Source organism: Paraburkholderia sp. EG304 (genome assembly GCF_046543485.1).
Lineage (GTDB): Bacteria > Pseudomonadota > Gammaproteobacteria > Burkholderiales > Burkholderiaceae > Paraburkholderia > Paraburkholderia youngii.
On the sequence record NZ_JBKGUA010000012.1, the window covers coordinates 17,544 to 30,996 of the forward strand.

Sequence of the window (13,453 nt, forward strand, 5' to 3'; positions counted from 1 at the left end):
TTCAATACCGGTAGAAGAGACGAAATCGAAATCCGGCTTCTCGCCGCGCTGCGTTTAGTCATCTGCCTGGCATAGATTTATTTCGCGGTTGGTAAAAGAGAATGATTCGCAGCAGGAATAGCGGCGATAAAAGGTTGACCTGCGTCAAAAACATATCTCCGGGAAATTAATTAAATTGAAGATGGGCAAACTCGCTGGCTCGGTGATTCGCAATGCATGAAAACTTTACCGTCGAAGTTTCCATTTGAAAGCGCTATCGCGCAGAGCGAGCATTGCGGCTCCAACCAGGCGATGTTCCTGGATTGCTAACTTTTGCGCGCGTGCGAACACGCGACACTGGCAGTGCCTCGCCGAGCAATAATTAACTGCCTAACAAACTCAGTCGCTATTTGCCGGTTGCTGGCGGACAACGCAGAAAAGGATTGAGTAGTTTCCCGAGTAAGCGGCATAAATTACGGTCACCTATCGGTAACTGATTCTGGATGGCCTATACTGACATCCAGCCACCAGACGTGCGAAGTAACGATTGTGAAGTCAATTATGTGGTTCGCAGCCCAACGATAAAGACGTCGCAGTTGTACGGAATCCGTTCGCACTGGACCCGGAGGTGCCAATGATTAATCTGATCGTGCATGGCAGACACCTGGCGATCGGGGTAGCGGGAATCCTCACGGCGCTGTACGCGCAACCGCGCCACATGGGCCAAAGCAGCCCGTCGCAGATCGACAATGCGCGCAACGACGGTCCCCCACTATTCGGGCAAGACCGTTCCAGACAGTCTTCACCCAGGCATCACCGGTTTCAGCGCGCTCGCGGTATCACCGGCGTGTCGAGCCGGCAGAGTACCCGCGATACCCACGCGCCGCCGTACGGGTTGCCGGCATGGCGGCGCTATGTCGCCGCTTGCTCTTGGTGGTTGCGAGGCGCAGGCGATAGCGACACGCGGCGCATGCTCAACGCGAGAGTGCCGCTGTGCGAGACGCTCGAAATGTTGCCGATCCCGATCGTCACGATCGATCAGTGGGACCAGATCATCTTCGCGAATGCGCGGGCGGCGCAACTGTTCGGCTACACGACGGAAGAGCTGATCGGCGCGCCGAGCGCCAGGCTGTTTCCGATCGACGGGTTCAACGACGATCGGTCGGGTCCGGGCAATCGTGGCGCGAAGATGCAACTCGGCGCCACGACCACGCAGAGTCTGATCGCACGGCGGCGTGATGGCGGCGGCTTTCATGCGGAAGCGGAAACCACCCGATGCCGCGTGCACGATCAGGAATTGCGGATCACCGCGATATCGGATTGCAGTGCGTGCGGCGAAGTCGATGGAAATACGAGAGATCTCGCGCACCTCGCGCGCGTTTCTTCATTGGGCGAACTCGCCGGATCGCTCGCGCACGAGTTGAAGCAGCCGCTTACCGCGATCCTCTTCAACGCGCAGGCCGCACGCAAATTCCTGGATTCGGAGACGACCAACGTCGTGGAGCTGCGCGAAGCGCTCGAAGACATCGTGGCCGACAATTGCCGCGCGAACGACGTGCTGCAGAAGATCCGCGCGTTGGTGCGCAAAGGCGATGTCGAGTTGCAGTTGCTGGACGCCGGCAATGTCGTGCGCGACACCGCGATTCTCGTGCATAGCGATGCGTTGACACGCGGCGTGCAGACGAGCTTTGACATCCCGGAGAATCTGGCGCTGATTTGCGGCGACAAGGTTCAGCTTCAGCAGGTGATCCTGAACCTGCTGCTGAATGCGTTCGACGCGGTCAAGGCTTGCCCTGCCGCGGACCGCCTCGTCGAAACGACGGTGCGCGAGGAAGCGGGCGGGATGATACGGATAACGGTAAAAGATCGCGGCCAGGGCCTCGACGTCGACAGCATGGAAAGGATTTTCCGGCCATTTTTCACCACCAAACCGCAGGGGCTCGGGCTCGGTCTGTCGATCAGCCGCACGATCGTCACGGCGCACCGCGGCCGGCTGTGGGCGGAAAACAACGAGGGCAAAGGGGCATCGTTTCACGTCACGCTTCCCGTCGCGACCGATATCCGACAGAGACTCGTGCCCTGATCATCATGAACCAGACCAACACTCGCGTCTTCATCGTCGACGACGACGGCAGCGTGCGCAGCGCGCTCGCCCGCTTGCTGCGCGCCTCCGGCTACCAGGTCGAATGCTTCGACAGTCCCGAGGCCTTTCTCGAACGGGCCGATTTGACGAGCATGCCGGCCTGCCTCGTTCTCGATCTGCAGATGCCGGGCATGACGGGACTCGAAGTGCAGCGCAAGCTCGATCAGCTGCTGCCGATCGTCTTTCTGACCGGCCACGGCGACATCGGCTCGAGCGTCGACGCGATGAAAGGCGGAGCCGTCGACTTTCTGCCCAAACCGGTGCGCGACTCGCTGTTGCTCGCCGCGGTGGATCGCGCGCTCGCGCGCGCATGTGTGGAAAGCAGGCGGCGTCACGAACGCGAGGAAATAGAAGAGCGAATGCGGCATCTGACCCGGCGCGAGCGCGAAGTGATGGAGCTCGTCGTGACCGGCCGTCTGAACAAGCAGGTTGCGAGCGATCTGGGCGCGGCCGAAAAAACGATCAAGATTCATCGGGCCCGCGTGATGGAGAAGATGAAGGCCCGATCGATCGTCGAACTCGTTCATCTGGTGCGAAAGGGCGGCCTTTGTACGGCCGACGAAGAATAATCGCCCAGCTCCCGCGTTGCGCCGCCACTTTCGGCGGCGCTGGCCGACACCGCTAGTGGACCAAAGTCTTATATCTCATCGGGGTTTCAACCAGTACGCTAAGGCATCAGAGGTCCCCTTTCCGGAGCGGCCGCGCGTTCGCGCTGTCATATGGTCAACCCTAACCAATTCGTTGCGGTGGTCGACGATGACGAGTCGGTGTGCCGAGCTATCAAGCGTTTGCTGCATTCCGAAGGTATCAGGGCGGAGACGTTTTGCAGCGGTGACGAGTTCTTGAATGCGCTTGCGGCAATTCCGTCGTATCGGCCTGCCTGCGTGATTCTGGACGTCCAGATGCCGGGAACCAACGGTCTGGAAGTCCAGCGTCAGCTCGCGCAAATGGGCGTGCCGGTGATCATGATTACCGCCTATGAAGATCTCTCCGTCCGCCAGGCCGCGCTCGCGGCCGGCGCGGCCGCATATCTGCGCAAGCCTTTCACCAGCGCGATTCTGTTCAAGGCCGTCGAGGTGGCCATCGGCGGTCCGCCGCCGACACCCTGAACGCGCGCCTTCGCACCGGAAGATATGAGACCAAGGTCCGATTGCCGCCGTTTCTTCGGACCACCAAACTGAACTCAGTCCAAGCGTCGAACCGAACGCCGGCTGCGCCGCGCGTAACGCGGCTGCGTTCAACGATAAAAGCGGGAGCGCAAGTGATGAAATCAATTTCGGTTTGTCTCGCGATTCTTCTCGGTACCGCTGCGATGCAGGTGGGCGCGGCGGACTTCGACGGCAGCAAGCGGCTGATGTGCGCGACGATCGACGCGCACGCCTGCGATCCGGGGATCGCCTGCACGCGCGCGCTACCCGCGGATCTCGGTCTGCCGAAATTCCTGACGCTCGACTTCGACAAACGCGCGGTCGTCGGCCCCGCGCACACGACGCCGATGCTCTCGGTTACCAAAGAGGCGGATCAGATCGTGATGCTTGGCAATGAGATGGGCTTCGGCTGGACGCTGGCCGTCGATTCGACGGACGGCGAGATGACGCTGATGATCGCGAACAGAAACGATGCCTTCGTGCTGTTCGGCAACTGCACGCCTTTGTAATCAGGCGGAGTGCGCGATGAAAACCGTACCCGTGTGTTTGGCCTCGCCGCGGCCGGATTCTCGCGGCCCTCTCCCGTCGCTCGCCGTCGTCGCGGCACTGATGCTGCTCACGCTGCTCGCGTCGTGCAAGAAGGAAGCGCCACCGCCGGTCGCAGCCTTGCCGGAAGTGACGGTGATGACGGTCGTCCAGCAGGACACGCCGGTCGACTTCGAATTCACCGCGCAGACCCAGAGTTCGCGCGAAGTCGAGATCCGCTCGCGAGTGGACGGCTTCCTCGACAAGCGCATGTACACCGAAGGCACGTTGGTCAAGACGGGACAGACGCTGTTCCAGATGGACCGCAAGCCGTTCGAGGCCGCGCTGCAGACCGCGAAAGGGCAACTGGCCCAGCAGCAGGCGCGTCTCGAAGTCGCCAAGGCCAATCTCGCGCGCGTGCAACCATTGGCGGCGCAGAACGCGTTGAGCAAGAAGGATCTCGACGACGCTGTCGGCAACGAGAAGCAAAGCGCCGCGGCGGTGTTCGCCGCGCAGGGCGAAGTCGATACCGCGCAGCTGAACCTCGGCTACACGACGATCAAGTCTCCGCTGAACGGGCTGTCGAGCTTCGCGCGTCAGCAGGATGGCAGCTACGTGACGGCAACCGGCAACAGCAGCTTGCTGACCTATGTGTACCAGCTCGACCCGATGTGGGTGAACTTCAGCATCTCCGAGAACGAGATGCTGAAGTACCGCGACGAAATCGCGGCCGGACGGCTGCGATTTCCGCCGAACAACGATTTCTCCGTGCATCTGATTCTTGCCGATGGCACGCTCTATGCCGAGCAAGGCCAGATCGACTTCGCGAACCCGGCGTTCAACACCGAAACGGGAACCTTCCTCGTGCGCGCGACCTTCGCCAACCCGAAAAACAACTTGCGTCCGGGGCAGTTCGTGAAGGCCCGCGTCGGCGGTGCGATCCGGCCCAACGCGACGCTGGTGCCGCAGCGCGCGGTGTTGCAGGGCGCGAAGAGTCACTTCGTGTGGGTCGTGGGTAACGATGCGAAGGCGCATCAGCGGGTCGTCGAAGTCGGCGAGTGGCAGGGCGACAACTGGTTCGTGTCCGATGGACTGAAGGCGGGCGAGCGCATCGTCGTGGATGGCGCGCTGCGCGTCACCGCGGATTCGCAGCTGAAGATCGTCAAGGAGCTGCCAGCGGCCAAGGACTCGGCGGCGGTGGCGACGGCTGCATCGCAGAGCGGCGCGGCAGCGGCGCCCGCCGCCGAGTGACGGGGCGCCCACATGAATATCTCGCGCTACTGCATCGACCGGCCGATTTTCGCGTCGGTCATCTCGATCGTCATCACGCTCGGCGGCGCGATTGCGATGTTCGCGCTGCCGGTCGCGCAATACCCGGATGTCACGCCGCCGCAGATCACCGTGTCCGCGACTTACCCGGGCGCGAGCGCCGAGGTCGTCGCGAACAACGTCGCCGCGCCGATCGAGCAGCAGGTCAACGGCGCGGACAACATGATCTACATGAACTCGTCCAGTTCGTCGACCGGCAGTTTTACGCTCAACGTGTTCTTCAACATCGGCACGAATCCCGAACTGGCCCAGGTCGACGTGCAGAACCGCGTGAATCTCGCGCTGCCTCAACTGCCGAGCTCGGTGCAGTCGCAGGGCGTTCAGGTCCAGAAGAAGTCGTCGGCGTTCATGATGGTGATCGCGGTCTATTCGCCCACCGACCGCTACGACGCGACCTATATCGCGAACTTCACGAACATCTACGTACTCGACGCGATCAAGCGGATTCCCGGCGCGAACCAGTCGTCCATATTCGGTAATCCAGACTACGCGATGCGAATATGGTTGAAGCCAGACCGAATGGCGCAGCTGGGCGTGACGGCCGCCGACGTGCAGAAGGTCGTCTCGAACCAGAACCAGCAGTTCGCGGTCGGCAGCATCGGACAGTCGCCAACGGGCTCCGCGGTGCAGCAGTCGTTCGCGGTCACGACCACGGGGCGCCTCGCGGAGCCGTCGCAGTTCGACAACATCATCGTGCGCGCGGCGAGCGGCGGCGCGGCGATCGTGCGCCTGAAGGACATCGGCCGCGCCGAGCTGGGCCAGAAGGACTACTCGATTCGCAGCCGCTTCCAGGGCAAGCCGGCCACGGTGCTGGCCGTGTATCAGCAGCCGGGCGCCAATGCGCTCGAAGTGTCGAAGCAGGTGCGCAAGACGCTCGCGGAGCTGAAAAAGTCGTTTCCGGAAGGCATGACCTACGAGATCGCGATGGACACGACCGAGTTCACGCGGGCGTCGATCTCGGACGTGATCCACACGTTCTTCGAAGCGCTGGTGCTCGTCGTGATCGTCGTGTTCGTGTTCCTGCAAAGCCTGCGTGCGACGCTGATTCCGATCGTCGCGGTGCCGGTGTCGATCGTCGGCACCTGCATGTTCATGCTGCTGGTCGGCTTTTCGATCAACATGCTGACCCTGTTCGGCATGGTGCTCGCGATCGGTATCGTCGTCGACGATGCGATCGTGGTGATCGAGAACGTCGAGCGCAACATGACGGTGCACAAGCTGTCGCCGAAAGAAGCCTCGAAAATGGCCATGGACGAAGTCGCCGGGCCGGTGGTGGCGATCGTGCTGGTGCTGTGCGCGGTGTTCGTGCCCGTTGCGTTTCTCGGTGGCATCACCGGGCAGTTGTACAAGCAGTTCGCGATCACGATCGCGATTTCGGTGGTGCTGTCCGGCATCGTCGCGCTGACCTTGTCGCCGGCGCTCGCCGCATTGCTGCTGAAGAGCGCGCACCACGAGAAGAAGGGCTTTTTCCGCTGGTTCGACAATCAGTTCGCCCGCATGACGGCGGGCTATACGCGCGCGGTCAAAGTTGTCATCAAGCGCTGCATCATGGGGCTCGTGTTCTTCGTGGCGTTGATCGCGCTCTCGGTGCTGATGGTGCGCTCGATTCCGTCCGCGTTCCTGCCGCCCGAGGACCAGGGCTATCTGCTCGGCGCGGTCATCATGCCGGATGCCGCGAGCCTCGACCGCACCGGCCAGGTATCGCAACGCATCACCGACTACTTCAAGGAGCGGGAGGGGGTCGGCAGCATCACCACGATCGATGGGTTCAGCCTGCTCGACAGTCAGAACAAGAACAATGCCGGCACATTCTTCGTCGGTCTGAAGAGCTTCGACGAACGCTACACGCGGGACAACATCAGGACGCAGAATGCGCGCGCGCTTCTGCTCGACGCGTATAAGTACTTCTCGAACGTGCAGGAGGGGATCGTGCTGCCGGTCAATCCGCCGTCGATTCCTGGGCTCGGCACGACGGGCGGCACGGAGGTGTGGATCCAGAGCAAGGGTGACGGGAACATCTCACAGCTCGCGGGCGTGGTCGACCAGTTTTTGCAGAGAGCGCGGGCGCGCAAGGAACTGACTCGCGTGACCTCGACGTTCAATGCGTCGTCGCAACAACTGATGGTCAACGTCGATCGCGACAAGTCGGAGACGCTCGGCGTGCCGGTGGAAGACGTCTATAGCGCGATGCAGACGATGTTCGGCTCGCTGTACGTGTCGCAGTTCAACCGCTCGGCCCGGCTGTGGCAGGTGATCCTGCAGGCGGAGCCGTCGTATCGCCTGAAGCCGACCGATCTCGATCAGATCTTCGTGCGCAGCACCAACGGCACGATGGTGCCGATCAAGGCGTTGGCGACCTACCGCTATGTGACGGGCCCCGACCTCGTCACCCGCTTCAATAACTTCCCGGCCGTCAAGGTCACGGCGAATGCCGCGCCGGGCTATAGCTCCGGGCAGGTGATCTCCACGCTCGAAGAGCTCGCCGCGCAGATGCCGGACGGCTACGACGTCGCGTGGAGCGGCGAAGCGTTCGAAGAGCGGCAGTCGGGCGGCACCTCCGGGCTCGTGTTCGTGTTCGGTCTCGTGATGGTGTTCCTGATCCTCGCCGCGCAGTACGAGAAATGGACGCTGCCGTTCGGCGTGCTGATGGCGGTGCCGTTCGCGCTGTTCGGCGCGCTGCTCGCGATCATGCTGCGCGGGCTGTCCAACGACGTCTACTTCCAGATCGGCCTGACGATGCTGGTCGCGCTCGCCGCGAAAAACGCGATCCTGATCTTCGAATTCGCGGTGCTCAACCGCGAGGGCGGCGCATCGGTCCTCGACGCGACGATGACCGCGGCGGAAGAACGGCTGCGCCCGATCGTGATGACCTCGCTCGCGTTCATTCTCGGCTGCGTGCCGCTCGCGATCGCGACCGGCGCGTCGGCCAACAGCCGCCATTCGATCGGCACGGGTGTGATCGGCGGGATGCTGGGCGCGACGGCGATCGCGGTGTTCTTCATTCCGATGTTCTATTACCTGCTCGAATCGATGTCGTCGCGCTCGAAGGGAGGTAAAAAGTCGAAGCCGGACGCGCAGCACAGTGGCGGCGCGGGACGGGAGCCCTCGGCGGTGGCCGGGCCCGGTGCGTCTAGCGAGGCGCCGTCCGCGCCGCGGGAAGGTGAATGACATGCGCGGCACGGCACCGACGCGTCTGCTCGCATCCGTCATGCTGCTCGCGATGAGCGGATGCCTGCTAGGCCCCAATTACCAACGCCCGGCGGTCGACGTGCCGGCCACCTATCGGTTCGCCCAGGGCGAGGCCGCGGGCATCGCCAACGCCGTATGGTGGGAGCAGTTTCAGGACCCGGTGCTCAATCAGCTGATCGCCACCGCGCTGCAGGACAACCGCGACGTGAAGGTCGCGGCCGCTCGGGTCGACGAGTTTCGCGGGATGTTCGTGACCACGCGTTCCGGGCTGTTCCCGCAAGTCTCGGCAGGCGCCGACGCGTCGCGCCAACGCGTCTCGCAGGTCGAAGCCGTAACGGTGCCGAAGGGCGTGAGCCCCGTCTACAACCAGTTCGACGCGACCCTGGCGGTGTCGTGGGAGCTCGATCTGTTCGGCAAGGTGCGCCGCGAAACGGAGGCGGCGCGCGCGAATCTGCTCGCCAGCGAAGAGGGCCGCCGCGCGACGATTCTGACGCTGGTCAGCTCGGTCGCGTCGGCCTATATCAATCTGCGCAGTCTGGACCGGCAGCTCGAGATCGCGAAGGAGACCGTGCAAAGCCGGGCGGAATCGGTGCGCGTGTTCGAGGCGCGTTTCCGCTACGGCGAGGTCTCGCAGATGGAACTCGCGCAAAGCCAGTCGGAGTATCAAGCCGCGCAGGTCACGGTGCCGCAGCTCGAAGCGCAGATCGGCCAGCAGGAAGACGCGTTGTCGGTGTTGATAGGCAGGAATCCCGGCGCGATTCTGCGCGGCCGTGAGCTGTCGCAGATGGGCACGCCGCCGATTCCCGAGGGGCTGCCGTCCGAACTGCTCGAACGCCGTCCGGATCTGCTGGAGGCCGAGCAGACGCTGGTCGCGCAAAACGCGCTGATCGGCGCGGCGCGCGCGCTGTACTTCCCGTCGATTTCGCTGACCGGGCTGTTCGGTTCGGTCAGCGCGCAGTTCTCGAATCTGTTCACCGGACCGGCGCGCGTGTGGTCGTTTGCGGGCAGCGTCACGCAGCCGATCTTCACGGCGGGCAATATCACCGGCCAGGTGCATCAGGCCGAAGCGCGCCAGCAGGAAGCGCTGTACTCGTATGAAAAGGCGATTCAGGTGGCGTTCCAGGAGGTCGAGGACTCGCTGATCTCCGTGCAGAAGACTCATCAGGCACTCGATGCGCAAAACCTCCAGGTCGAAGCGCTGGTCACGTATGCGCGCCTCGCGCGGCAGCGTTACGAAGGCGGCTATACGAGCTATATCGAAGTGCTCGATGCGGAGCGCAGCCTGTTCAACGCGCAACTGAGCTATGCGCAGACTCAAGGCGCGGTGCTGACCTCGTACGTCACGCTCTACAAGGCGACGGGCGGCGGCTGGGTGGCCGAGGCGGAAAAACTGACTGCACCGCCGGTGGCACCGCAAGCGTCGCCGGCGATGGCGCCGGTCTCGCAGAACTCGACCGTGCCGGGTGGAACGTCGGGTGCAGTGGAGGCGAGATGACGGGCAACGAGCTGATCGCGTGCGAAGAGTGCGACCTGCTTCAGCTCGGCGCGCCGCCCGCCGCCGGCAATGCGTTGCGCTGCCAGCGTTGCCGCGCGGAGCTCAGGCGCGGACGCTCGAACGGGCCCGAGTATGCGCTCGCATTCTCGTGCGCGTCGGCGGTGCTGCTGGTGATCTCGAACGCGTTTCCGATCGTCGGTCTGTCGCTGAACGGCAATATCGTACAGACGACGCTCGCGGGGTCGGTGCGCATGCTGTACACCCATGGCGCGTGGCCGCTCGCGTTGCTGGTCGGCCTCACGACGATCGTCACGCCGGTGCTGCAAACCGCGGCGATGCTGTGGCTGCTGGTGCCGCTGCACTTCGGGCGCGCGCCGTGGCGCCCGGTCGAGTTCTTTCGCCTGTTTCAGCTCGCGCGGCCGTGGGGCATGACCGAGGTGCTGATCCTCGGTCTGCTGGTCGCGCTGGTCAAGCTCGCGCATATCGCCAAGGTGGTGCCGGGCACCGCGCTGTGGTCGTTCATCGCGCTGATGCTGCTGCTCGCGGCCGCGGCCGCGACGTTCGATCCTCGCGAGGTGTGGGCGCGCATCACGGCGGCGCGCGGCGCGCAAGCATGGCAATTGCCGCCGATCCGCGTGCGCCGCAACGCCATCACGGCGGCTGCCTACGGGCTCGTGCTGTGCGAAGAATGCGGCCTGCTGCTCAAGCAGCCCGGCGGTGCCGGCAAGCATGTCTGTCCGCGCTGCAAGGCGCCGTTGCACCTGCGCAAGCCCGCGAGCCTGTCACGCACGTGGGCGTATCTGCTGGCCGCGATGGTGCTCTACATTCCGGCCAACGTGCTGCCCGTGATGGACACGAGTTCGCTGTTCGGCTCGCAGAAAGACACGATCCTGAGCGGCGTGGTCTACCTGTGGGTATCGGGCTCGTGGCCGCTCGCGGTGCTCGTATTCATCGCGAGCATCGCCGTGCCGATGCTGAAGATTCTCGGCATCGGCTATCTCGCGTTGTCGACGCAGCTTCGTTGGCAATGGCTGCCCGGGCAGCGCACGCGGATCTATCGGCTGATCGAGCTGATCGGGCGCTGGTCGATGCTCGACATCTACGTGATCACGATGCTGGTCGCGCTGGTGCAGTTCCAGGCGCTGGCGACGATCAAGGCCGGGCCCGCGGCGATCGCGTTCGGCGCGGTCGTCGTGCTGACCCTGCTCGCCGCGATGGCGTTCGATCCGCGCCTGATGTGGGACGCCATGGAGACCGAACGTGTCCACTCCGACTGAAGAGCCCGAGCTGCCCGACGCTGAGCCGGTGCCGCGCTCGCGCTGGCGGATGCAGCTGGTCTGGCTCGTGCCGATCGTCGCGATCCTGATCGGCGGTTGGCTCGCGGTGAAGGCGGTGATGGAGCGCGGCGAGCAGATCAGCATCAGCTTCAAGACCGGCGACGGTCTCGAAGCAGGCAAGACGAAACTCAAGTTCAAGGACGTCGACATCGGCGTGGTCGAAGCGGTATCGCTGACGCCGGACCACAAGCGCGTGGTGGCCAAGGCCGAGGTGACGCGTGACGTGTCGGACCTGCTCGTCGACAACACGCGCTTCTGGGTCGTGCGTCCGCGCATTTCGGGCGGCACGGTGTCGGGGCTCGGCACGCTGCTGTCGGGCTCGTATATCGACGTCGACGTCGGCAATTCGCCGAAAGCGCGCCGCAGTTTCGTCGGCCTGGAGGAACCGCCCGCGATCGCGAGCGACGTGCCGGGGCGCGAGTACACGTTGCACGGAGTCGGGCTCGGCTCGCTCGACGTGGGCACGCCGGTGTTTTTCCGCAGAATCCAGGTGGGCCAGGTCTCGTCGTTCCACCTGGACCCGGACGGCCGTGGCGTCACGGTGAAGGTGTTCGTCAACGCGCCCTACGACCGGTTCGTGAGAACCGACACGCGTTTCTGGCACGCGAGCGGTGTCGACATGTCGTTCGACAGCAATGGCTTGCGCCTCGAAACGCAGTCGATCGTCTCGATCATCATCGGCGGGATCGCGTTCGAATCGCCGCCAGGATCGCAGGTAGAGACGAGCGCCGATAGCGGCACGCGGTTCGAGCTGTACCCCAGGCGCGCCGACGCGATGGAGAAGCACGATCGCATCGTCGATAAGTACGTGGTGAATTTCACAGATTCGGTACGCGGTCTGACGGTCGGCGCGCCAGTCGATTTCCGTGGCGTCGTGATCGGCGAAGTGACGGCGATCTACACGCGCTTTGATCCTAAGACGCGCCAGTTCAGCATTCCGGTCGAGATCAATCTCTATCCGGAGCGGTTCACGTCGCGCTATCAGAACGACGGCGACGGCGGACGGCTAGTCGAGAACCCGCGCGCGCTTGCGAACTTCCTCGTCGAGCGCGGCTTGCGCTTCCAGTTGAGAAGCGGCAATCCGCTGACGGGCCAGCTCTATCTCGCGGTGGATTTTTTCCCCGACGCGCCGAAGGCGTCGATCGACTGGAGCAAGACGCCGCCCGAAATGCCCGCGACTCCGCGCACGCTGCAATCGCTGCAGGACTCGGTCTCGCGACTGCTGACCAAGATCAACAACATACCGTTCGAGGATATCGGCAAAGACGCGCGCTCGACGCTGCGCACCACCAACGCGATGCTCGGGCAGCTCCACACCCAGGTCGTGCCGAAAGCGTTCGACACGCTGCTGTCGGCGCAATCCACGCTCGATTCGGCGAATGCCGCGCTGCAGCCGGACTCGTCGCTGCAGCAGTCGACGGAGGACGCAATGCGTGAACTGACCCGCACCGCGGCGTCGCTACGCACCTTGGCCGACTATCTGGCGCAGCATCCGGAATCGCTCGTGCGCGGCAAGTCGGAGGACAAGAAGCCATGACAGATGCGACCGTCCGCTCATTGCCCCGCTTTTCGGCCCGCCTCACGACCTGCGTGATGCTCGCGCTCGCCGCTGCTCTGCTCGGCGCCTGCAAGTCGCCGGCGACGAACTTCTACACGCTGAGCCCCGACGAATCGCTGAGCAGCACCGGCGCGAGCCGGCCGATCGCGGCCGTGGTCGGACCGGTCACGATTCCCGAGATCGTGGACCGGCCGCAGATCGTCACGCGGATCGGCAACAACGAGGTCGAGGTCAACGAATTCGACCGCTGGGCGCAGCCGCTCGGTGGCGACATCGGCCGGGTGATCGCGGCCGACCTCGGCGCACTGCTGAACTCGCAGCAGATTTCGGTGTTCGATGCGGTACGCGATCCGTCCGTCGTCTGGCGCGTGCGGATCGACGTGATGCGCTTCGAGTCCGTGCCGGGGCGCGACGTCACCGTCGACGTGCTGTGGGCCGTGCGCCCGCCCGGCAAGGTCCGCGCGGTCACCGGCCGCTCGGTCGCTCGCGAGAGCGTGTCCGGTCCCGGCTTCGAGCCGATCATCGCCGCTCATGATCGCGCGCTCGCCTCGGTGAGCCGCGATATCGCCGCCGCAGTGCAGGCGAACCCAGTTCAATGACGCGTCGCGCCGCGTCACATCGACGCGCACGGCGCCCGACCCCGGGTGCCGCGTCGGGTCGCGCGCATAATAAGACCTTGGTCCGATTGCCACCGGTCAGGGCCAACTCCACGATTCAATCGATGCACGGCGCGTGCGTCCGCAGCGATCG

The 13,453-nt window shown here is 64.0% G+C and carries 10 protein-coding genes; all 10 read left to right on the forward strand.

Going from position 1 to position 13,453, the window contains the following annotated elements; all coding sequences use genetic code 11:
* Window positions 1-613: 613 nt before the first annotated feature.
* The 10 genes from ACLFKU_RS16405 to ACLFKU_RS16450 all read left to right on the forward strand — a co-directional run bounded on the left by ACLFKU_RS16405 (window position 614) and on the right by ACLFKU_RS16450 (window position 13,302).
* Window positions 614-2,062 (forward strand): ATP-binding protein, encoded by a 1,449-nt coding sequence (locus tag ACLFKU_RS16405; protein ID WP_410849754.1) that lies wholly within the window; start codon window positions 614-616, stop codon window positions 2,060-2,062.
* 5 nt (window positions 2,063-2,067) lie between these two features.
* Window positions 2,068-2,691 (forward strand): response regulator transcription factor, encoded by a 624-nt coding sequence (locus tag ACLFKU_RS16410; RefSeq protein ID WP_176120520.1) that lies wholly within the window; start codon window positions 2,068-2,070, stop codon window positions 2,689-2,691.
* Between the two features lie 150 nt (window positions 2,692-2,841).
* Window positions 2,842-3,231, forward strand: a complete 390-nt coding sequence (locus ACLFKU_RS16415; protein ID WP_018437393.1) for a response regulator transcription factor — start codon at window positions 2,842-2,844, stop codon at window positions 3,229-3,231.
* A gap of 155 nt (window positions 3,232-3,386) precedes the next feature.
* The gene (locus ACLFKU_RS16420; protein ID WP_410849755.1) at window positions 3,387-3,779 is read left to right on the forward strand and encodes a hypothetical protein; all 393 of its coding nucleotides are present in this window, start codon (window positions 3,387-3,389) and stop codon (window positions 3,777-3,779) included.
* Window positions 3,780-3,795: 16 nt separating this feature from the next.
* Complete coding sequence (locus ACLFKU_RS16425; protein WP_410849756.1) at window positions 3,796-5,046, forward strand: efflux RND transporter periplasmic adaptor subunit; 1,251 nt, start codon at window positions 3,796-3,798, stop codon at window positions 5,044-5,046.
* A gap of 12 nt (window positions 5,047-5,058) precedes the next feature.
* On the forward strand, window positions 5,059-8,292 hold the full coding sequence (locus ACLFKU_RS16430; protein WP_368581999.1) for an efflux RND transporter permease subunit: 3,234 nt from the start codon (window positions 5,059-5,061) through the stop codon (window positions 8,290-8,292).
* 1 nt (window position 8,293) lies between these two features.
* Window positions 8,294-9,808, forward strand: a complete 1,515-nt coding sequence (locus ACLFKU_RS16435; protein WP_410849757.1) for an efflux transporter outer membrane subunit — start codon at window positions 8,294-8,296, stop codon at window positions 9,806-9,808.
* Window positions 9,805-11,085 (forward strand): paraquat-inducible protein A, encoded by a 1,281-nt coding sequence (locus tag ACLFKU_RS16440; RefSeq protein ID WP_368581997.1) that lies wholly within the window; start codon window positions 9,805-9,807, stop codon window positions 11,083-11,085. Before ACLFKU_RS16435 ends, ACLFKU_RS16440 begins: the two co-directional genes overlap by 4 nt.
* Window positions 11,069-12,682, forward strand: coding sequence for an intermembrane transport protein PqiB (locus ACLFKU_RS16445; RefSeq protein ID WP_410849758.1), 1,614 nt, complete (start codon window positions 11,069-11,071; stop codon window positions 12,680-12,682). Before ACLFKU_RS16440 ends, ACLFKU_RS16445 begins: the two co-directional genes overlap by 17 nt.
* Window positions 12,679-13,302, forward strand: a complete 624-nt coding sequence (locus tag ACLFKU_RS16450; protein ID WP_410849759.1) for a membrane integrity-associated transporter subunit PqiC — start codon at window positions 12,679-12,681, stop codon at window positions 13,300-13,302. The genes ACLFKU_RS16445 and ACLFKU_RS16450 overlap by 4 nt, the downstream gene beginning before the upstream one ends.
* Window positions 13,303-13,453 lie beyond the last annotated feature (151 nt).

Coding starts and splice junctions, on each gene's coding strand:
- ACLFKU_RS16405 (WP_410849754.1), top strand. CDS start 614: ATGATTAATCTGATCGTGCATGGCAGACACCTGGCGATCGGGGTAGCG.
- ACLFKU_RS16450 (WP_410849759.1), top strand. CDS start 12,679: ATGACAGATGCGACCGTCCGCTCATTGCCCCGCTTTTCGGCCCGCCTC.
- ACLFKU_RS16440 (WP_368581997.1), top strand. CDS start 9,805: ATGACGGGCAACGAGCTGATCGCGTGCGAAGAGTGCGACCTGCTTCAG.
- ACLFKU_RS16435 (WP_410849757.1), top strand. CDS start 8,294: ATGCGCGGCACGGCACCGACGCGTCTGCTCGCATCCGTCATGCTGCTC.
- ACLFKU_RS16410 (WP_176120520.1), top strand. CDS start 2,068: ATGAACCAGACCAACACTCGCGTCTTCATCGTCGACGACGACGGCAGC.
- ACLFKU_RS16430 (WP_368581999.1), top strand. CDS start 5,059: ATGAATATCTCGCGCTACTGCATCGACCGGCCGATTTTCGCGTCGGTC.
- ACLFKU_RS16425 (WP_410849756.1), top strand. CDS start 3,796: ATGAAAACCGTACCCGTGTGTTTGGCCTCGCCGCGGCCGGATTCTCGC.
- ACLFKU_RS16420 (WP_410849755.1), top strand. CDS start 3,387: ATGAAATCAATTTCGGTTTGTCTCGCGATTCTTCTCGGTACCGCTGCG.
- ACLFKU_RS16415 (WP_018437393.1), top strand. CDS start 2,842: ATGGTCAACCCTAACCAATTCGTTGCGGTGGTCGACGATGACGAGTCG.